The sequence below is a fragment of the Acetitomaculum ruminis DSM 5522 genome, assembly GCF_900112085.1.
Taxonomy (GTDB): Bacteria; Bacillota; Clostridia; order Lachnospirales; family Lachnospiraceae; genus Acetitomaculum; species Acetitomaculum ruminis.
Genome location: NZ_FOJY01000013.1, coordinates 22845 through 44009 on the forward strand (window position 1 = coordinate 22845; position 21165 = coordinate 44009).

At 34.1% G+C, this 21165-nt stretch carries 18 protein-coding genes and 1 other annotated feature; of the genes, 1 reads left to right on the forward strand and 17 read right to left on the reverse strand.

The annotated features are described in order from the left end of the window. The 8 genes from BM153_RS09165 to aspS all read right to left on the reverse strand — a co-directional run bounded on the left by BM153_RS09165 (window position 1) and on the right by aspS (window position 10746). The gene (locus tag BM153_RS09165; RefSeq protein WP_092872981.1) at window positions 1-414 is read right to left on the reverse strand and encodes an endosialidase; all 414 of its coding nucleotides are present in this window, start codon (window positions 412-414) and stop codon (window positions 1-3) included. Between the two features lie 81 nt (window positions 415-495). Further along, on the reverse strand, window positions 496-2949 hold the full coding sequence (locus BM153_RS09170) for an ATP-dependent Clp protease ATP-binding subunit (RefSeq protein ID WP_092873104.1): 2454 nt from the start codon (window positions 2947-2949) through the stop codon (window positions 496-498). Between the two features lie 35 nt (window positions 2950-2984). Next, window positions 2985-3368, reverse strand: a complete 384-nt coding sequence (locus tag BM153_RS09175; protein ID WP_092872983.1) for a GntR family transcriptional regulator — start codon at window positions 3366-3368, stop codon at window positions 2985-2987. Between the two features lie 166 nt (window positions 3369-3534). Further along, window positions 3535-5733: a cadherin-like beta sandwich domain-containing protein gene (locus BM153_RS09180; protein WP_177205635.1), complete on the reverse strand. Its 2199-nt coding sequence runs from the start codon at window positions 5731-5733 to the stop codon at window positions 3535-3537. Window positions 5734-6135: 402 nt separating this feature from the next. Then, complete coding sequence (gene gatB, locus BM153_RS09185; RefSeq protein ID WP_092872987.1) at window positions 6136-7575, reverse strand: Asp-tRNA(Asn)/Glu-tRNA(Gln) amidotransferase subunit GatB; 1440 nt, start codon at window positions 7573-7575, stop codon at window positions 6136-6138. 3 nt (window positions 7576-7578) lie between these two features. Beyond that, entirely contained in the window at window positions 7579-9039 is a 1461-nt protein-coding gene (gene gatA, locus BM153_RS09190; protein ID WP_092872989.1) for an Asp-tRNA(Asn)/Glu-tRNA(Gln) amidotransferase subunit GatA, read from the reverse strand. A 17-nt stretch (window positions 9040-9056) separates the two neighbouring features. Beyond that, window positions 9057-9350 carry an Asp-tRNA(Asn)/Glu-tRNA(Gln) amidotransferase subunit GatC gene (gatC, locus tag BM153_RS09195; protein ID WP_092872991.1) on the reverse strand — a complete coding sequence of 98 codons (294 nt, stop codon included), beginning with the start codon at window positions 9348-9350 and terminating at the stop codon, window positions 9057-9059. 70 nt (window positions 9351-9420) lie between these two features. After that, a complete protein-coding gene (aspS, locus tag BM153_RS09200; protein ID WP_092872993.1) occupies window positions 9421-10746 on the reverse strand; it encodes an aspartate--tRNA(Asn) ligase in 1326 nt (441 codons plus the stop codon). Between the two features lie 69 nt (window positions 10747-10815). Next, window positions 10816-11063, reverse strand: a binding site (T-box leader). A gap of 364 nt (window positions 11064-11427) precedes the next feature. Here aspS and BM153_RS09205 point away from each other — a divergent pair. Beyond that, complete coding sequence (locus BM153_RS09205; RefSeq protein ID WP_092872995.1) at window positions 11428-12375, forward strand: Cif family virulence factor; 948 nt, start codon at window positions 11428-11430, stop codon at window positions 12373-12375. 132 nt (window positions 12376-12507) lie between these two features. Here BM153_RS09205 and dapF read toward each other — a convergent pair whose 3' ends face one another. From dapF to BM153_RS09250, 9 genes are all read right to left on the reverse strand, one after another. After that, the gene (dapF, locus tag BM153_RS09210) at window positions 12508-13344 is read right to left on the reverse strand and encodes a diaminopimelate epimerase (protein WP_092872997.1); all 837 of its coding nucleotides are present in this window, start codon (window positions 13342-13344) and stop codon (window positions 12508-12510) included. A 54-nt stretch (window positions 13345-13398) separates the two neighbouring features. Then, the gene (locus BM153_RS09215) at window positions 13399-13947 is read right to left on the reverse strand and encodes an ANTAR domain-containing response regulator (RefSeq protein ID WP_092872999.1); all 549 of its coding nucleotides are present in this window, start codon (window positions 13945-13947) and stop codon (window positions 13399-13401) included. 36 nt (window positions 13948-13983) lie between these two features. After that, window positions 13984-15315, reverse strand: coding sequence for a type I glutamate--ammonia ligase (glnA, locus tag BM153_RS09220; RefSeq protein ID WP_092873001.1), 1332 nt, complete (start codon window positions 15313-15315; stop codon window positions 13984-13986). Window positions 15316-15327: 12 nt separating this feature from the next. Continuing rightward, window positions 15328-16167 carry an amidohydrolase family protein gene (locus tag BM153_RS09225; RefSeq protein WP_092873003.1) on the reverse strand — a complete coding sequence of 280 codons (840 nt, stop codon included), beginning with the start codon at window positions 16165-16167 and terminating at the stop codon, window positions 15328-15330. 13 nt (window positions 16168-16180) lie between these two features. Beyond that, window positions 16181-16957 carry a phosphoribosylformimino-5-aminoimidazole carboxamide ribotide isomerase gene (gene hisA, locus BM153_RS09230; RefSeq protein WP_092873005.1) on the reverse strand — a complete coding sequence of 259 codons (777 nt, stop codon included), beginning with the start codon at window positions 16955-16957 and terminating at the stop codon, window positions 16181-16183. A gap of 130 nt (window positions 16958-17087) precedes the next feature. After that, entirely contained in the window at window positions 17088-17660 is a 573-nt protein-coding gene (locus BM153_RS09235; protein ID WP_092873007.1) for a DUF4340 domain-containing protein, read from the reverse strand. Beyond that, a complete protein-coding gene (locus tag BM153_RS09240) occupies window positions 17661-19208 on the reverse strand; it encodes a Gldg family protein (RefSeq protein ID WP_092873009.1) in 1548 nt (515 codons plus the stop codon). Between the two features lie 24 nt (window positions 19209-19232). Next, the gene (locus BM153_RS09245) at window positions 19233-20096 is read right to left on the reverse strand and encodes an ABC-2 transporter permease (protein ID WP_092873011.1); all 864 of its coding nucleotides are present in this window, start codon (window positions 20094-20096) and stop codon (window positions 19233-19235) included. Beyond that, window positions 20096-21139, reverse strand: a complete 1044-nt coding sequence (locus BM153_RS09250; protein WP_092873013.1) for an ABC transporter ATP-binding protein — start codon at window positions 21137-21139, stop codon at window positions 20096-20098. The genes BM153_RS09245 and BM153_RS09250 overlap by 1 nt, the downstream gene beginning before the upstream one ends. Window positions 21140-21165: the final 26 nt, after the last annotated feature.

Sequence of the window (21165 nt, forward strand, 5' to 3'; positions counted from 1 at the left end):
TTATGCTTTTTCCACTCTCACTTTAACAGCTTCACCATTGACAAACTCAACACCGACAGATAATTTTCCTCCCAGGTTTGTTTTCATGATTCCTGCTTCTTCATCATTTAAATAAACTTTATAATCTACCCCTTCATCAAGTTCAATTGTTATCTGGGCATCTTCCTTTCCTTCAACTGTAAAACACATACCACTTTCGGTAAGCTTTAAATTGTTTACACTTGTCCCCGGAACTGACTCATAAACGAAGGTTCCATTGCACTCTAGTTTAGTGATTTGTTCGTAGGTTTTTACCTTATAAAAGTCTCCTTTAAATTCATAATTATCGAGTTTTGCCTTGGTATTTAATAAATAATTACCAAAACTTAATGTTCCGTCTTCCTCTTTTCTTATGAGTTCTTCTACTACTGGCATTTTAATCCTCCCGAAAAAATAATATAATAATTTTCTAGATATATTTTACATCGGCTACAGATAAGTAAACTGTAACGACTGTTACTCTTTATTTTTGACCTCAAAAACAACTTCTTTGTTTTTAAGTCCTGCTACTACAGTATCTCCTTCTTTAATCTCTCCCGAAAGAATTGCATCAGCCAGCTTATCTTCTAACTGTCTTTGAATCTCTCTTTTTAAAGGTCTGGCACCATATCGTTTATCATAACCTTTTTCAATAATATTGGCTTTAACAGAGTCTCTGATGGAAAGATTAATATCCATTTTCTCTTTGGCTCTTTCACATAATGCCTTTAAAACTAAATTAACAATCTTCTTAAGTTCTGCTTTATTAAGAGAATGGAATATAATAATATCATCAATTCTGTTTATAAATTCCGGTTTAAATATTCTCTTAACTTCCATCATTACATTTTTCTTCATGTCCTCATAGTCGGATTTTTCATCATCTGCTGACATAAAACCAAGCTTTTTAATATCTGCTATGGAAGATGCGCCTGCGTTAGAGGTCATGATTATAATGGTATTTTTAAAATCCACTTTTCTTCCCTGGGCATCAGTGATATGTCCGTCATCTAAAACCTGTAAAAGAATATTAAATACATCCGGATGAGCTTTTTCAATTTCATCAAAAAGAATAACGCAATAAGGTCTTCTCCTTACTTTTTCAGAAAGCTGACCTCCTTCGTCATATCCCACATATCCCGGAGGTGAACCAATAATCTTTGAAACTGAATGCTTCTCCATATATTCTGACATATCAACCCTGATAAGTGCTTTTTCATCATTAAAGATAGTCTCTGCCAAGGCCTTTGAAAGTTCTGTTTTTCCCACACCTGTAGGTCCTAAAAACAGGAAGGAACCTATAGGTCTTTCAGGGTCTTTAAGTCCTACCCTGCCTCGTCTTACGGCTTTAGATACTGCTACTATGGCTTCATCCTGACCAATTACCCTTTTATGAAGAATTGTTTCTAATTTTTGAAGTCTTGCGGATTCATTTTCAGTAAGCCTGTTTACCGGAATCTTAGTCCAATTGGAAACAACTGCTGCTACATCCTCAAGAGATACTTTAGGATTCTTCTTTTTATTGTTTTCATGAAACTTTTGAAGGGCTTTTTCGTATTTTTCCTTTAATTCATTTTGCTTTTTATTAATCTGAACTGCCGCTTTTACATCATCATTGGTAAGAGCCTTGTCTTTCTTTTCTTCAAGCTCATCTAATTGCGCTTTAAGCTCTAAAAGATTTTTAGGAAGTTTATATTCTAAAAGTTTCTTTTTTGAACCTGCTTCATCAATGACATCTATAGCCTTATCAGGTAAAAATCTATCACTGATATATCTTTTTGAAAGTTCAACTGCCCCTTTGACAGCTTCTTTGGTATAAACTACATTATGATGAGTTTCGTATCTGTCTTTTAAACCTTCAAGAATCTTAATACTTTGTTCTATATCAGGTTCGTCTATTGTAACCGGCTGAAATCTTCTTTCTAAAGCCATGTCTTTTTCTATATATTTTCTGTATTCGGTAATGGTTGTAGCTCCGATAACCTGTATCTCTCCTCTTGAAAGAGCAGGTTTAAGGATATTTGAAGCATCAAGAGCTCCTTCTGCACCTCCGGCACCAATAATAGTATGAAGCTCATCAATAAATAAAATTACATTTCCTGATTCTTTTACCTCGCGGATTACTTTTTTAATCCTTTCTTCAAACTCACCACGATATTTTGAGCCTGCTACCATTCCTGAAAGATCAAGTCCCACAACTCTTTTATTTAAAACACTGTCAGGAACTGCTCTATCTGCAATTCTTTGAGAAAGACCTTCTACAATGGCTGTTTTACCAACTCCCGGCTCTCCAATAAGAGCAGGATTATTTTTCATTCTACGGGAAAGAATCTGAATAACTCTTGAAATTTCTTCATCCCTTTCCACTACAGGATCAAGCTGGCCTTCTCTTGCCAGTTTTGTCAAATCTCTGGAATACTGGTCTAAAAAAGGAGTATTTGAAGCCTTGTCTTTATTTAAAGAGTCATTGTTAAATTCCATTTTAAGCTTGGCAGGACTTTCTCCAACGGTTATTAAAGTATCATAATGAAGTTTTCTGATATTTATCCCCATTGTGGTCAAAAGTCTTGAAGCGATACAATCATTTTGCTTTAAAATGGCTATAAGCAAATGCTCTGTTCCCACTTCTTTAGATTTAAGCCTTTCTGCTTCTTTTTGGGCATCTGAAAGTATCTCTTTTGCTATAGGGGTATATCCGTCCCTTTCTAAAACTGTAGTGCTTCCCGGAACTATAAATTCTTCTAAAAGCTCCATAAGTTTTTTATCTTCAATTCCTGCATCAGAAAGAAGTTTGGAAGCTGCACCTGTTCCTTCATTCAAAAGTCCCAATAAAATATGCTCGCTTCCGATATAGCCATGTCCTAAATTTTTGGAAACTCTGTCTGCTATATCCAACACTTTTTTAGCCTTTGCGGTATAATTACTTTGCATAATTACTCTCACTTTAAAAACAGTTTCTTCTATTCCTAAAGCTTCTCCTTTCTTTCATATTCAGTATAAATCTCATCGACTAGCTGGTGTATTTCATTAACTGATATATTCTTACATCGACCTCTTGCCAATAGAATTTTAAGTTCTTCTTTCATTTCTTTTAAAGCTCTGATTTTATCTACGTCTATGCAGATAACTGCCCCCTTCCTTCTGTCAAGACTGATTAGTCCCTCCTGTTTAAGACAATTATAAGCTTTATTTACTGTGTGCATATTAATTCCAATATTGTCGGCAAGGCTTCTTACCGATGGAAGTGAATCTCCCTCACGGTATCTGTCAGTGGCGATGCCGATAATTATCTGATTTCGAAGCTGAATATACAAAGCTTCATCACTGTTGAAATCAATCTCTATAAGCATTCTATCACTCTCCATTTTGTCTGCAAAAGAATATGCCGGAGCTTTTTGTACCTGTGGGAGTATGTGAAATTTTACCCGAACTGCCTTTAAATTCAGCATTAAAGGTACAAAAAATACAACTGTTATAACAATATTATAACAGTTGTATTGATAAGTCAAAAGTATTTTAATCTAAATCAATAAATTCAATATCATCATCATTAATATCTACAGTTGTCTTTTTTATTACCGCTTCAGATTTTTCTTTGTTTTGATTTGACAAGGCAACTGCATCATAAAGAGCATTATTTTTTGTAGACTCATTGGTATTTCCCTCAAGAGATATCTCTCTAATATCCGGTTCTACAGCCACTTGTTTTTCTACTGCTTTGCTGGCTTTTTTAGCAGCTTTTGCACCTTCTTCAATAGCCTTGGCAGCCTTCATAGCCTCTTTTCTGGCATTTTCCTTGGCAATAATAGCTTCTCTTTCTTTTTTAGCAGCAAATTCTGCTTTCTTCTTTTCTTCCTCTGAAACAGTATTATTTACATTTTTACTGCTTTGTTTTTTGGATTTATTGTTTTTATTATTGGCAGTGGCATTTTTACTGCCGTTGTTAGTTCTTTTTTGTCTAGATGTTCTGCTTAACTCAGGAATCTTGTCAACTTCATCTATATGATTTCCAATAATATCATCCTTTGTTTCAGAATTTACTTTTTGAGGTTTAACATTTTTACTGTCTGGCTTTTCCTCTTTTGCAGGCTTTTTCTCAATGCCATCGTTAGCTGTACGCTTAGCAGCATCCCTTAAAAATTCCAAATCTTTATTATTGTTATTGCTGTCAAAAGGTAGTGGCATCATATCATTTTGTCTCTTAGCTCTTCTGGTAATTACAAATACACTTGCCAAAAGTCCTGCTGTCACAATCCCAAGTATAATGGCAATCATTCTAAGCATTCCGGTATCACCATTATATTTATTTTCAAGTTCCTGATATTTTTCTTCCATTGTCTTTGCATTTTCGGAAGTAGTATAAATATCACCATTATATCTTTGAATGGTCTGGTCTTTAACATCATATTGATACCAGGCACTTTCACCATTACTGTTCATTGCATAAAGAAGATAAAAATCACTGACTTCTTCTTTCCCTTGTGCATTGGCAACAAGATAAATTCCAGCCATGGCTGAAGCAGATGTACTTTTATCTTCATCCTGGGAAGTTTCAACTGTCTGTCCGTATTGATAAACATTTATTGTTTTTTTATCAATTTTTACTGTTGTGGCTATGTAATTATCCGGAACAATTGACAAATCAAAAACTTCCGTAAATATAAGATATGTGTCCTTATATTTAATTTTTACGAAAGGATAAAAAGCCTTTTCCTTTTCAACATATACGAAAAGACTGCTTTTTGTAGTCTGCTTGTTTTTTAAATATACCAGGGTGATATCACCTTTTTCAAAGGCAAGACTGTTAACGGTTTCTCCACTTATATCAACTACAGATGCCTTAAAATCTGCCGGTATTATTTTTTTAGGAATATTATCATTAAGCTCATATTCGGTTTGTCCCACCATAATGGATTTTAAATCAATATCCGCTTTTTTCTTAGTATCATCTTTGTTTTCTTTTGTGTCTTTATCACCATTATCCTTATTTTTATTTTCAGAAGAATCCCCGGAAGCTTCTTTGGTAACAGAAATATTGTATTCTTTTACACTTCCATCTTCTGCGGTAACGCTTACAACTACCTTGTTTTCTCCATCATTTAAAGCATCAGCCCCTTTAATTCCCACACTTGCCTTATCACTTGAAGGATTTGCGGTAATATCAAGCTTATCCTGGTCTGAGCCTACTGTTAAAGAATAGTCTGTAACATCTGGATTAAATTCCGGTGAAATATTTCCTTGTGCAATGGAAAGTTCACTTAAGTTTGCATCGTTTGACTTAGCTGCATCTCCGGCAACTGTAATACTTACTATACCTCCGGCACAGTTAACCGGTCCTACTGAATTTATAATCTCACAGGTATCCATAGAAATATCAGTACTTCCACCACCGACTCCCTTAAAGGTAAATACAGCATCTGCACTTTTGGTTACTCCATCGTAGTTTGTGGAATATGTAACTGTTCCATTATCTGCAGAAGCACTACAACCCTCTGCCGTAACAAATTCCACTACTTCCGGATTATATGTAAGGGTACCTTGCATTCCATTCATACCGTTATTATTGGTAAATTTCATGGCAACATTAACGGAGTCTCCCACATTAATGTCTCCACCTCCCGTAATCGTAGCATATTCATTTGATGCTAAAGAAATACTAGTGTTGAAACAAAACATAAAGATAACACTAAAAAATAATAGTAAATATTTTTTCATATTGTTCTTCATTTATCTACCCTTTCTGCCATTATATCTGTAATAGATTTTTAATATTAAATTGTAATTATGGATTAGTAATTAACTGAATCCTCCCCTTTTTCTTCTATTACAACTGTATATTTTATTCTTAAGCGTACTGTAAAGCCCCGCTTTTTCTACATACTAAAATATTATAGCATTTTAAGGAAATCATTACAACATTTCTGATATTTTAACTATTTAGTAAAAAGATATAGATTTTATTATTTTGTTTATAACAAAATATATAGCATTTGACAAAGGAGCTTAAAATCCTTGCTTTTAGGGGGTTTTAAGTCTTTTATCAAATGCTATGGTTAAAATTTAATTATTAAAGCGGACATTCCGTTTAAAGCTTACGCTTTTGAAGCGGGGGATTGCTTACACTGCGTTCAAAATTTCTCCAAGAATCTTATTAACGGCTGCCGGGTCAGCTTTTCCTTTCATGGCCTTCATGGTCTGTCCCACAAGGAAGCCTATTGCCTTTTTCTTACCGTTTTTATAATCTTCTACGGATTTTGGATTTTCATCCACAATCTTTTGAATTACTTCTTTAAGGGTGCCTTCATCATTTACTGATTTAAGTCCTTTTTCTTCCACATATTTTTCCGGGTCAATATCATTTTTAAATATTTCTTCAAATACTTCTTTAGCAACGATATTATTAATTTCACCCTTTGAAACTATTTTAATAAGCTTTGCAAGATTTTCCGGTGAAAAGCTTATATCAGCCACATCCATCTCATTTTCTTTTACAAGACGCATAGTCTCTCCTATAAGCCAGTTGGCTGTCTTTTTTGCATCCCCGCAAAGCTTGGTGGTTTCTTCAAATATATCTGCCATTTTTCTGGATTCGGTAATGATTAAAGCATCATCCCTTGGAATATCATATTCTTTTTCGTAACGAAGAAGTTTTTCTTCCCTAAGTTCCGGCTGGGCAGCCTTTACTCTTTTTAACCAGTCGCTGTCAATAAAAATCGGCACCAGATCCGGCTCCGGGAAATAACGATAATCCTGAGCATCCTCTTTGGAACGCATAGCATATGAATATTCTTTATTATCATCCCATCTTCTGGTTTCCTGAACTACTTTTTTACCTTCTTCAATAAGTTCAATCTGTCTTTCTCTTTCGCCTTTTATCGCCCTGGCAATGGCCTTAAAGGAGTTAAGATTTTTCATCTCGGTTCTTGTTCCGAATTTATCTGAGCCCACTTCCCTTACGGAAAGGTTTACATCTGCTCTCATTGAACCTTCCTGAAGCTTACAGTCAGATGCTCCAAGATATTGTATGGTAGTACGAAGTTTTTCAAGATATGCAATTACTTCTTCGGCATTTCTCATATCCGGCTCTGATACTATTTCTATAAGAGGTACACCGGAACGGTTATAATCAACTAAAGTACAATCTTCCCATTCATCATGAATTAATTTTCCTGCATCTTCTTCCATATGTATCTCATGGATTCCAACATTTTTCTTGCTTCCATTAACTTCGATTTCCACATGTCCGTTTCTGCAAATCGGAAGATATAACTGAGAAATCTGATAGTTTTGTGGATTATCAGGATAAAAATAATTCTTTCTGTCAAATTTACAATACTGTGTAATATCACAATTGGTGGCAAGTCCCACTGCTATGGCATATTCCACCACCTGCCTGTTTAATACCGGAAGTGAACCCGGCATTCCTGTACATACAGGGCAGGTATGGGTATTTGGAGCTCCACCAAACTCAGTTGAGCATGAGCAGAATATTTTTGTTTTTGTTGCTAATTCCACATGTACTTCAAGTCCTATGACTGTTTCATATTCTTTTTCCATTTTTTACCTCCCTGCAATCTGGCATTTTCCAAAAGCTGCGATTTCTTCTATTTTCTTTGCTGTTTTCAAAATATTATTTTCCTTAAAGCAATCTCCCAATATTTGAACTCCAATAGGAAGTCCTGCTTTGTCAAGACCTACAGGAACTGAGATTCCAGGAAGTCCTGCAAGATTAGCAGATACGGTATATATATCTCCAAGATACATCTTTATAGGATCACTTAAGCTTTCACCGATTTTAAGGGCTGTTGTAGGGGCTGCAGGTCCGATAATAACATCATATTTTGCAAATGCCTTATCATAACTTTCCTTTATAAGAGCCTTGGTTCTTAAAGCTTTTAAATAATATGCATCATAATAACCTGAGCTTAATACGAAAGATCCAAGCATTATACGCCTTTTTACCTCTGAGCCAAAGCCTTCTGAACGGGTTTTCTTATACATATTGTGAAGTCCTTCATATTCAGGGGCTCTAAAACCGTATTTTACACCGTCAAATCTTGAAAGGTTTGAGCTGGCTTCTGCTGATGCAATAACATAATATGCAGGAATGGCATAATCAACAAGGCTTAAATCAAATTCCTCCACTATGGCACCGCATTTTTCCAGTTCCTTTACTGAATTCATTACAGCTTGTTTAACTTCCTCATTGAGTCCTTCTGAGAAATAATCCCTTGGAATACCAATTTTTAAGCCTTTAATATCTTCATTTATAGAATCATAAAAAGCATATTCCCTTTTTACACTGGTGGAATCCTTCTTATCATAAGAAGAAATAACATCAGCTAAAGCTGCCACATCAGCCACATTTTTCCCTACAGGGCCGATTTGATCAAGGGATGAACCATAGGCAATAAGACCATAACGGGAAACTGTACCATAAGTAGGCTTCATTCCTGTTACTCCACAAAATGAACTTGGCTGTCTTATGGAACCACCTGTATCAGAGCCTAAAGCTGTAAAACACTCTGCTGCTGCCACTGCTGCACAAGACCCTCCTGAAGACCCCCCTGGAACCCTGTCTGTATTCCATGGGTTTCTTGTTATTCCATAATGGGAAGTTTCTGTTGTACTTCCCATGGCAAATTCATCCATATTGGTTTTTCCAAGAACTATCATGCCTTCTTTTTCAATATTTTCAACAGCTGTAGCTGAAAATGTAGGATAATAATTTTCAAGTATTTTTGAACTGCAGGTTGTTAAAACATCCTTAGTACAAATATTATCTTTAACTGCAATAGGAACTCCTGCCAATAAACCTGTTAATTCATTATTATCGATTCTTTTTTGTACTTCTTCGGATCTTTTAAGGGCATCTTCTTTTAAAGTAGTTACATAACAGTTTAATTGTTCATCGTATTTTTCTATTTGTTCAAAAGAAGCCAAAACTGCCTCTTTTACTGATACTTCCTTATCCTTTATCTTTTTGGATAATTCTAAAGCTGTTAAATCATTTAAGCTCATTTTTTTCCTCCCGTAAATTAATCAAAAGTCTTAGGTACTTTAAACTGATTTTCTTTTTGTTGTGGAGCATTCTTTAAAATCAGTTCGTGAGTGTCCTCATTAGTAACAACATCTTCTCTAAAAACATTATTTACTTTAAACACATGGGACATAGGTTCTACACCTTCTGTATCTAATTCATTAAGCTTATCCACATAATCCAACATGCTTTCCATATCTTTTTTTGCCTTTTCCTTTTCCTCACCGGAAAGTTCAAGTTTTGCCAAAATACCAACATATTCTATGGTTTCATCTGAAATTACATTTGCCATAATTTTCTTCTCCCTTTAATAATACATGCATAAAAATACATAATAATTAGTTATTACAGTTTTATATTAATTAAGGTTCAAGTCTGCTTAAATCTCTTGGGAACATTGAAGTCTCACGAACATTTTCTTCTCCAAGAAGCTTCATGGTAAGTCTTTCAAGTCCAAGTCCCAATCCTCCATGAGGTGGCATTCCATACTTAAATATCATTAAATAGTGCTCCATGCCTTCACTGGTCATTCCTCTGGCCTCTATTTTTTTCATAAGCATGTCATAATCATGGATTCTTTGTCCTCCTGTTGTGATTTCAATGCCTCTAAATAAAAGGTCAAAGCTTAAAGTAACTGTTTCATCTTCCGGGTCATCCATAGCATAAAAAGGACGCTTCTTTGATGGATAATGAGTTACAAATACAAAGTCACTTCCATATTCTTCCTTAAAATATTTTCCGATAAGTTCTTCCTCTTCCGGCTCAAGATCAAATGGATTTTTGATTTTTCTGTTATATTTTTCAGAAACAAGTTTTTTAGCCTCATCAAATCTTACCTGTGGAATCTTATCAATTACAGGAAGTTCAACATTTAATATGTTTAATTCTTTTTGATAGTCCTTTTTTAAAAATTCTACCATATATTTTAAAAATCCGGTTTCCACATTCATGATATCTTCAAAACTGTCAATAAATCCCATCTCAAAGTCAAGACCCATATATTCATTAAGATGTCTTTTGGTGCTGTGTTTTTCAGCTCTAAAAACCGGTCCGGTTTCAAATACTCTTTCATATACACCTACCATCATCTGTTTGTAAAACTGTGGGCTTTGTGCCAATACGGCTTTTTTGTTGAAATATTCCAATCTAAAAAGATTTGAACCACCTTCAGCTCCTTTGGCATTAATCTTTGGAGTTGTAATTTCTGTAAAACCTTCAGAATAAAGATAATCCCTAAAGCTTCTAAGAATACCCTCCTGAATTTTAAATTTACTTCTTTCTCTGATATTTCTAAGAGCGATTGGTCTTAAAGACATCTTTGTTTCAAGAGAAGTTTTCATTTTCCATTTTCCTACAGGAAGTACCATAGGTTCTTTAGGCTTTGAAATAATTTCAATTTTTTTAGTAAGAATTTCAAATCCGTTTGGAGCCTTATCTGTCTTAGATACAGTTCCCTCCACCTTAAGACAGGCTTCTTCATGAATTTCCTTTATGGAAAGATCTTTCTTATCCACAACACATTGAAGCTGTCCTTGTCTTTTCCTTAATATAATAAAAGCGATATCTCCCATGTTTCTGATTACATGTACATTTCCCTTTACGCAAACATCTTTTCCTTCATAATCTCCCGCCTGAATGTCGCTTATTTCCAAATCATCCCGTTTTAATACGCCTTCTACAAATTCCATTACAACTGTCTCCTTTTTCAAAATAATTATTAAGCCAGGTATAAAAAAAGCCCGGATACAAACTAATGTATCCGGGACGAGTTATCTAAAATATCTCGCGGTACCACCCGCATTGAAAACAAAAAAACAATCTGACAATCTATTTTTGTTTCCCTCTCATTTTCATTTAACGCATGATTTACGTCTTAACCTACTAAAATTTCAGAAAAGCTGCTCCGGTAGTGTTACCCTTAATAATTCCTTTAACCATGCTCTCAGCCGGTGACACGGTCTTTCTGTCAAGTTCCATAAAAAGGACTCTCCTTCATAGCATTTACTCTATCAATTTAGCGAACTAAATCGTCACTGTCTACTAAAATAACCTATTTCACAAAAAAATGCAAGTATTATTTATCTTTATATTTTTTTTAAGGAAAAAATTGTAAATAAATATTGTATTTTTTTATAAATTTAAAGTATATATAGCATTTTTAATATATTGACACATTTTTATATCATAGTTATAGTAGTATATAGTAATTATAAATTATTATATTTAAAAATTACATTTTTAAACTGATAAGCTGTATTTATCAAACTATTAAAAATTTTGATTTTAAGGGAAAAGAGTATGTATTTTTCCAAAAATTATTATTTTTAAACATTTACATGAAATGGTAAATTATTAAAAAGGAGGAAGGCATGAAAAAGTTAATTCTTATTTTTATTACAATTTTAGCAGTCACTTCGTGGGCATGTGGAAGCGAAACAAAAAAAACAGTAAGTACTGTAAAATCAGATACCGGTAATGAAGCTTTAGAGGAAAAAAGCAGTAATAAATCTTCAAAAAACATCTCTACAATAGATATTACAAAGGTTTCTGTAATTAAAGATGATAATATGTTAGAAGAACAAAAAAAGGTTATTGATGCCTTTTTTGAAGCTTTTAAAAACAAGGATTTTGATACAATGAAGTCTTATTGTACAAAAGAATGTGTTGATTCCTGCTTTTTAGAGGATTCTTTTTGTGATATGACTTCTGCCCAAATAGAGTCATATATTGATGGAGAAGAAAGTTTTCGTTATTATGAAAATGAAGATGAATACTGGGTTGGCGTGTATTTAGACTGTAATTTAAGGAAAAATTCCAATATCATTCTATCAGGAAGTGGCTTTTTTAGAACTGTCAAAATTAAAAAATCCCAAAATAGTTGGCTTATTAACGGCATGGGACTTATAAATGATTATGAAGGAGATTTAATACTCCCTGAAACTGACAAGACAATAAACATTCAAAAAATAACCTATGTTACAAATGGAGAAAAAAAACTAAAAGAACAAAAGAAGGTAATTGATGCTTTTTTTGAAGCCTTTAAAAATAAGGACTTTGATACAATGAAATCTTATTGTACCGACTATTGCAAGATGCATTATTTTGGTGATGATTCATTTTATAATATAAAATCAGCCGAAATAGATTCTTATGATGATGGTGATATGGCTCTTCGTTATTGGGAATATTACAATATCTACTATGTTGGCGTAAATTTAAAATCTGTAGGGGGAGAAAACTCAGATTTTAAATACACAAGTGTTCTTATGAAACAAATAGATAATAAGTGGCTTATAGCAGGATTATCTTCCGAATAATAATAAAGCAATTTAAGAAGCATTTGTAAAGCGGACATTCGGAATCCGCTTCGCTACTTCCTCATGAACGCAGTGTAAACAAATTAAACTTTAAAAAGGATGTAGTCATTTCGGCTACATCCTTAATTATAATTATACGGGATAATCTCCTTCAAAAACCGTTACTGCATTTCCTTTCATGTAAAGGTCATTTCCTTCACCCTCCCAGGAAATGGTTAAATCTCCACCTAAAAGATGAATTGTCACATCATTATCAACATATCCGTTAAGTATGGAGGCTGTTGCCACTGCACAGGCACCTGTTCCGCAGGCCATAGTCTCTCCGGAGCCTCTTTCCCATACTCTCATTTGAATGTTTTTTCTATCTAAAACCTTCACAAATTCGGTATTTACTCTTTCAGGAAAACGGCTGTCAAACTCAAATTTTGGACCTGTCTTTTCAATTTCTAATCCGTCAACATCATCAATATAAACTATAGCATGGGGATTTCCCATAGACACGGCAGTTAAATTATAATTAATCCCATCTACAGTAAATGGTTCATTTATTACTCTTTCTTTATCAAATACCACAGGTATATCCTTTGTCTTAAGTATTGGTTCTCCCATATTTACTTTTACTAAAATAACCTTTCCATCCTCGCCTACATTTAATTCTAAATATTTAATTCCGGATAAGGTTTCAATACTTAAGGAGGTTTTATCCGTCATTTTATGGTCATATACATATTTTCCTACACAACGGATACCATTTCCACACATCTTTCCCCTGGAACCATCAGCATTATACATATCCATGAAAAAATCTGCCTTAGTGGAGGGCTTAATAAGTATAAGTCCGTCTGAACCTATGCCTGTATGTCTGTTACTTAATTTAATTGACAAATTTTCAGGGTCTTTGACTTCTTCTTTAAAACAATTTACATAAACATAGTCATTTCCAATTCCATGCATTTTGGTAAATTTCATTTTTTTCTCCTTTTCATACTTCATAATGAAATATTTTATTATAATAGCAGACTATTATGTCATAAACAGACTGATTACCATATGAGCAGTTTCTGTCATATTGGTTCCACTATCCATGCTGCACTTTTGAAGATACTTATGGGCTTCCTCCTCGGACATATTATTTCTGTCCATAAGCAAAGCCTTGGCATCATTGATTATTTTTTTGTCGGCATCATTTCTTAATTTGGGTTTCAGCTTAAGCCTTTTTTTTCTTCTTTCATAAGCTGTAACCATCATATCCAAAGTATTTATTAAATCTGTCACTTTTAAAGGTTTAGTGATACTTACTATCCCTTCCTTACTTCCTGTGTAGCAATATTCTTCAGAAGCAATAAGAAGCATATCAAACTGCTTACATAAATATTCATTCAGCTCAGTAAACATCATATCAGGAAGTCTGGGACCTGTAACAATAATACCACCGGATAGTGAATCAGCGTTGTTTATGGCCATGGCTGCGCTTGTACACACTACTGCAACACTAAAACCGCTTCTAACCAGAATCCTTTTAATGTTTAGTGCTATTTCCTTTTTGGGAAATACCACCATTATATTTGTCACGCAAGTAACCTCCTTTACGCTAAGTATTTTATATAACTAAATCTTATATAAAAATTGATCAATCTCCCATTTAGTAACTTGCGAACTGTATTCTCTCCATTCTTTTCTCTTGGTTTCAAGATAAATATTAAATACATGATCTCCAAGAACCTGTCTTAAAAGCTCATCTTTTTCCATTTCATCTAAGGCTTTGGATAAATTTGACGGAAGTTCTTCAAGATTAAGGGCCTTAAGTTCCTTTTCGCTCATATCATATGTATTTATATCAATGCTTTCCATAGGTTCTATTTTTTCTTCAATTCCCTCCATACCTGCTGCAAGACATAAAGCCAGTGCCAGATATGGATTGCAGGCAGAATCAGGACTTCTAAGTTCTATTCTTGTGCTTTCTCCTTTTGAAGCAGGAATTCTTATAAGAGGGCTTCTGTTTTTTGCAGACCAGGCGATATGTACCGGTGCTTCAAAGCCTGGAACAAGTCTTTTATAAGAATTAACTATAGGATTGGTAATAGCTGTAATAGCTTTAATATGCTTCATAATACCACCAATAAAATAATATGCTTCTTTGCTAAGACCAAATTTATCCGAAGGATCAGCAAAAATATTTTTACCATCTCTTGATAAGGACATATTGGTGTGCATACCAGAACCACATTCCCCGAATTTAGGTTTTGGCATAAAGGTTGCAAAAAGTCCATGTCTTTTGGCAATAGTTCTTATAACCAGCTTGTAGGTCATAATATTATCGGCAGTTACGATTCCTTCGTCATATTTAAAATCTATCTCATGCTGAGCCGGGGCAACCTCATGGTGGGATGCTTCAACTTCAAAGCCCATATCCTCTAAAGTAAGTACCATATCTCTTCTGGCATTTTCTCCTAAGTCTATAGGACCAAGGTCAAAATATCCGGCTTTTTCATGGGTAATTGTGGTAGGCTGACCATCATCATCCATATGATAAAGGAAAAATTCGCATTCTGGGCCTACATTAAAGGTATAGCCTAAGTCTTTCGCCTTTTTGGTAACTTTCTTTAAAATATATCTTGGGTCTCCTTCAAAGGGACTGCCATCAGGATTATAGATGTCGCAAATAAGCCTTGCCACCTTTCCTTGCTGTGGTCTCCATGGAAAAATCGCTAAAGTATCATAATCCGGTCTTAAATACATATCCGATTCTTCTACCCTTGCAAAGCCCTGAATACTTGCCCCGTCGAACATACATTTATTATCCAGCGCCTTTTCAAGCTGACTTGAAGTAATAGCAACATTTTTTAAAGTGCCAAAAATATCCGTAAACTGAAGTCGAATAAATTCAACATCCTCATCTTGTACAATATCGATAATATCCTGTTTAGTATATTTTGCCATAAAAACCTCCTACTAAAATGCATAAGATTTGACCTTAATGTCTTCCTCTTTCATTTTCAATAATTTTAATGCATTTTTATAAAATATCTTATCTTTTTCTTCGTCAGAAAGGTCATAGGTCAAAATCCTTTCTATGTCACTTTTTGGATCTGACCACGGACAATCGCTTCCAAATACTATTTTGTCTGCACCATGTCTTTTTACTATTTTTTGAATCAAATCATCTTTAATAGGGATGAAGTTATAGCATGCAATGTCAAAATAAACCTTTGAATCACAAATAAGGTCAATATCCTCAGGATGAAAATCAAGTCCTCCAAGATGTGCCAGTACCAGATTTGGTATATCTTCCCCCAGGGCATCCAAAAGATTTCTGATTGCCCTTGGATCACAATTGGTAGAGCCATGATAGTTAGGATCAAATCCTGTATGAATAACATTTACCAGTCCCAACTGTGCCGCATAATCAATAAATCTGATACTTTCCTCAGAATCCAAAGGAGTATCCTGACAATCGGGATGCATTTTTATTCCCTTAAATCCCATACTTTTGATTTCTTTTAATTCTTCCTTCCAATGATTACTTAAAGGATGAGCCCCTCCAAAGGAAAGAACATTATCATACTTTTCATTGTAGCCTAAAGCAACTTTATTAATGGTTTCAAACTGTTTTGGGCTTGTAGCCACAGGCAAAAGAATTGAAAGATTCACTCCTGAATTTTGGATATTTTCCTGAAAATCCTTCATGGTTCCGTTAGTCACTCTATGGCATTCATCTGTCTCTTCAATGTGACTTAGGGCTTTTTCCGCTATAGCTTCAGGAAATACATGACTATGAAAATCAATTACCATTTATTGTCACCTTCTATTTTCTATCGTGATATTTATTAACTACTTCTTTATATGAAATATCTCCTCCAAAAAGATCAAGGGCACTTCCAATTGTATAATCGACCTTTCCTTTTCCAATCTTTCTTATTTTTTCAATATCTGAAAAATCTTTTATTCCTCCTGCATAAGTGACATCTATAGGTGAATATTCTCCAAGAATATCAACTAATTTTTCATCAATTCCTGCTTTTTTCCCTTCAACATGGGCAGCATGAACCAGAAATTCATCACAGTAGGCAGAAAGCATATCTAAAGTTTCTTCATTTAACACAGTTTCGGTGAATTTTTGCCATCTGTCTGTGACAATGTAATAACTTCCTTCTTTTTCCTTACAGCTAAGGTCTAAGCAAAGATGTTTTTTTCCAACTGCGTCTGTCATTTTCTTTAGATTGTCAAAATCAATTTTTCCATCCTTGAATACATAGGAGGTAACAATAACATGGGATGCCTTGTTTTCAAGAAAAATCCCGGCATTATCAGGATTTATACCGCCTCCTGCCATTAGTCCGTATTCAAATGAATTCAAGGCTTTAAGGCAGGCTTTTTTTGTGGCTTCATATCCTTCATTTCCCTGATGATTAAGCATTATGACATGTCCGCCATATATTTCGTCTTTTTTGTAGACTGATGCATAAAAGGAGCTATCTTTTTGTGATACAAAATTTTCTTCTGCCCCATTATCATTTAAAGATGCACCTACTATCTGTTTTACCTTTCCGTCATGTATATCAATGCATGGTCGAAATCTCATGAAAATAACTCCAATCTTTTAAATTGACAAAAGGGATTTTCGTACACAAATAAGACGAAAACCCCTTTGTTTTCATTAAATATGATAAACGATACTTTGCCGTTAGTCAATAATTCAATGAAGCCTTTATTTAATTGGATGAAGCCTTATCACTATTTTCTTCTTTTTTCAGGTCATCTACAGATGAGGAAAATGAAGATGTAAAGGATGAAGGCAATAGATATACATCCTCTTTATCATTTATCATTGCGTAATAACTACCTGTTGTGGAATTATAATCACCAATAAGTATTTTATCCGTAGTACCCTTTGAGGTGCTGACAGTCAAGGTCATAGAAGGTGATTCAAGACCGTAGGTTGAAAGGTCTTTTGCATCATTTTCCACCAATCTGTCTGCTATTACAGAAGTAAAATTATCTGCAATATCCTGAACCTTATCGTTTGAAAGCTCTATGGAAGAATCCGCCTCATAAGTCCAGTTATCATCTTTTTTTATAAAGCTTAAATCTCCAGCACTTCCAGGATAGGAAAATTCTGTGATGTCATCACTTTCCAAAGTAAGAAGGGTAACTTGATTTTCATTTTCTTTAGCCGTCTCTTTTTCTTCTTTGTTTTTTGTATAAGAGCTTACTGCAAAATAGGCTGCTATAAATGCTACTAAGAAAAATAAGCTTATTATTAAGGTTAATGTTTTCTTTTTCAATTATTTATGCCTCCTTCTTAACCAGACAAATAAACCTGTTCCAATTATGACAATAGGAAGGACAATAACTAAAAGTATTGACCAAAGGTTTTTCTGACCGGCAGATAAAGTCAGATAATCCACGGAAAGGGATTTTGAATGTATTGAAATTGAGCTTTTATGCTGGCAAAGATAACTTAATGAATTTATTACAAAATCTTCATTTGCCCCTGCCACTGTTTGATTTATCTGGTCATTTGCCACATGGGGAGTAGATACCAAAATCAAGGCTGTTTTATTGTCTAAGGAATCATTTTCACTTTCATCTGCACTTACATCTTTTTGTTTTATGCTTTTTGTAATAAGAGTTGAAAGATTAAAGCTTCCCTCTTTTGCTCCTTCATCCTTATCATAGGACTGAGTTTCATTGGTTATCACCTTTAAATAGGATGATGAAGAAGAAGTTAAAAGAGGTGTAATTGTAATATCTGTATTATTTTCATCAATTGTTTCAAAAGCCTGGGCAACAGGTAAAAGTATCCTCATATTTTCAGCTGAAATAGTTGAAGTTATTGTACTTTCTGATGAAAGTGTTGGCAAAATATAGGATGGATAAGGGTTAGCATAGGAAGAAGAATCTGCCTCAATTACAATTCCCTCATCTACTTTTGTATTGTATTCTTCAAGTACTGAATAAAAGTTTGTAAATTCAGTATCTTCTCCCGTATAGGCAGTTGAAATAAACGCCTTTCCTCCACTTTTCAAATATTCTTTCACGGCACTTGCTTCGTCTAAAGACAAGTCCTTTTGAGGGCCCAAAATAATAAGACATGCACAGTCATCAGGGACTTGTCCCTTGTTAAGTAAATCCAAGCTTTCCACGGAAAGATTTTGTTTTTCAATATCGTTTATAAAATCACTTGACAGTTCTGTTTCGTTGTGACCTGAAAGTGTATATATAACAGGCACATTTTCTGAGGTAACATAGTCAATAGCACTGGTAATCTGTCCTTCACCATCAAATTCACTTGTTTGAGAATAAGTTGAAGAGTCGTAGGAAGTGACATAAATATTATTATAGTCAACAACTTTTGACTTATCATTACAGCTTACAATTACACTGTTTGAAGATACATCAGAGGTAGTATAATCTGAAGTGAAATTTGGATTTAGTGCCGGGTCAATGGTTTTTACCTTAACATGCTTTGACAAATCCTTATATTTTTCCAAAAGTGTCTGAATTGTACTGTCTTCTTTTCCTTTTTCTGCAATTAAATAAATATTTACATCATCTTTAACAGATGAAATAAGATTTTTTGTCTGGTCTGATAAAATTGTCAGCTTCTGGTCTGATAAATCAAAGGAAGTAACACTGGATGGAAAAGCTCCTACTACAAGATTTATGGTTATTACAATAGCAAGTACTATTGCAGAAAGTAAAAAGCTATAGGAACCGCTTTTAAAATTTTTTGTGGAAAAGCTTTTCTTTATGTCTTCAAAGGTGATTTTCTTTCTTATTTTTTTTGGCTTTATATTAGTATTTTCATCGTTTTTCTTAAAATTACTCATTATCTTTTGTAACCTCCTTATCAACTAACTGTAGCGTCTCTTTTGAACAGACTGAACAGTAAAGAATATGAATAAGCCACTTACTGAAATGTAGTAAACAATAGCAGTTAAATCAAACATTCCTGAAGATAAATCCGAAAATTTCTTTGTAAGTGATAAAGCGTTAAGCATATTCGGTAAGGCACTTTCAAAAAGAGAAGACTTTACAAAATACAAAACTGTATCTGCTACCATTAAAGCAAGACATATAACGGCAGACATAGTATAATTAGCGGTCATAATATACATAATCACACCAACTAAAATGGCAATTAACATAAAGCCAATGTAGGAAGCTGAAGCTTCGGATGAAATAAAATCAGCTAGTCCCGTACACATATAACTTAAAAATAAAACTCCAAAGGATAAAACCGCAGCTATTACCATACTTTCAGTAATAGAGGAAATGAACATTCCCACTGCCATAAAAGTTGCTCCCAATAAGAAATATCCCAATATTCCTGTATAGGTCATCTGAAAATTAATCTTTCCAAACTGTGTTAAAATCAGTGGATACAAGCAAAACATTGCTATAGGTATGGCAAGAATTGCAAGAAGGGAAAGATATTTTCCAAGAATTATTTTTACAATGGATACCGGTGCTGTTAAAAGAAGCTGATCTGTTTTTTGTTTTCTTTCCTCGGCAATTATTCTCATGGTAAGTATAGGTACAATAATTATATATACAAAGGAAGCTGATGACAGTGAATAAGTAAAATAAGGATAACCATAGTTTAAGTTATAGGCAAGGAAGTATATTCCTACAACAGCCACAAAAAAGGCCATAAATACATATCCTGTCATTGATGTAAAATATGATCTTAATTCCTTTTTAAATACTGCAAGCATTATTCTTCCTCCTTTCCGTTATTTTCATCATTTTCTTCTAAAATATCCTCCATAGTTTCATCTATAACAGATTCAACTGCTTTTTCAGATTTTTTCTCTTTTATAGTATTGTCTTTTGTATTATTGCCGGATGTAAGTTCAAGGAATACATCCTCAAGAGAAGTTTCATTAGAAGACATGGCAATAATAGGACATTTTTCATTCATATAGGCAATGGATATTGCTTCTCTTATATCCTCTTTTGCGAAGGCCTCAACCTCCACATATTCCTTTTGTGGTGTTGATTTTACTTTTACGTCTTCAGTAACTTTAAGAGCTATTTCTTTAGCCCTGTTAATTTCACATTTAACTACTAGTTTAACCTTTTGTTTTTCCTCTTTCATGTTGGAAAGATTTGAGGCCTTGTCACTGGCAACAAGCTTTCCACCTGAAATAATCAATATGTAATCACATATTTCACTGACTTCTGAAAGAATATGAGAACTTAAAATTACCGTATGTTTTTTTCCAAGATTTCTTATAAGCTCTCTCATTTCAATAATCTGCTTAGGATCAAGGCCTACCGTCGGTTCGTCTAAAATAATAATATCCGGGAATCCCAGTATGGCCTGGGCAAGTCCCACTCTTTGTCTGTAACCTTTTGAAAGATTTTTTATTATACGATCCTTTACATCAAATACCCTTGCCATTTCCATGGCTTCTTTGATATTTTTTAATCTTTCATTTTTTTTGATGCCTTTTAGTTCTGCCGCAAATTTCAAATATTCAAATACGGTAAAATCCATATAAACCGGTGGCTGCTCAGGCAGATATCCTATATTTTTTTTTGCCAAATCCGGCTCATCAAAAATACTGTGTCCGTCAATTATGACTTCTCCCTCCGTAGCTGCCAGATATCCTGTTAAAATATTCATGGTAGTTGATTTTCCGGCACCATTTGGGCCAAGTAAACCATAAATATGTCCTTTTTCGATTTTAAAACTGATATGGTCTAAAGCCAGGTGATTGCCGTATTTTTTGACAAGATTATTTACTTCTATCAAAATAGCGTCCTCCCTTAATTAATTTT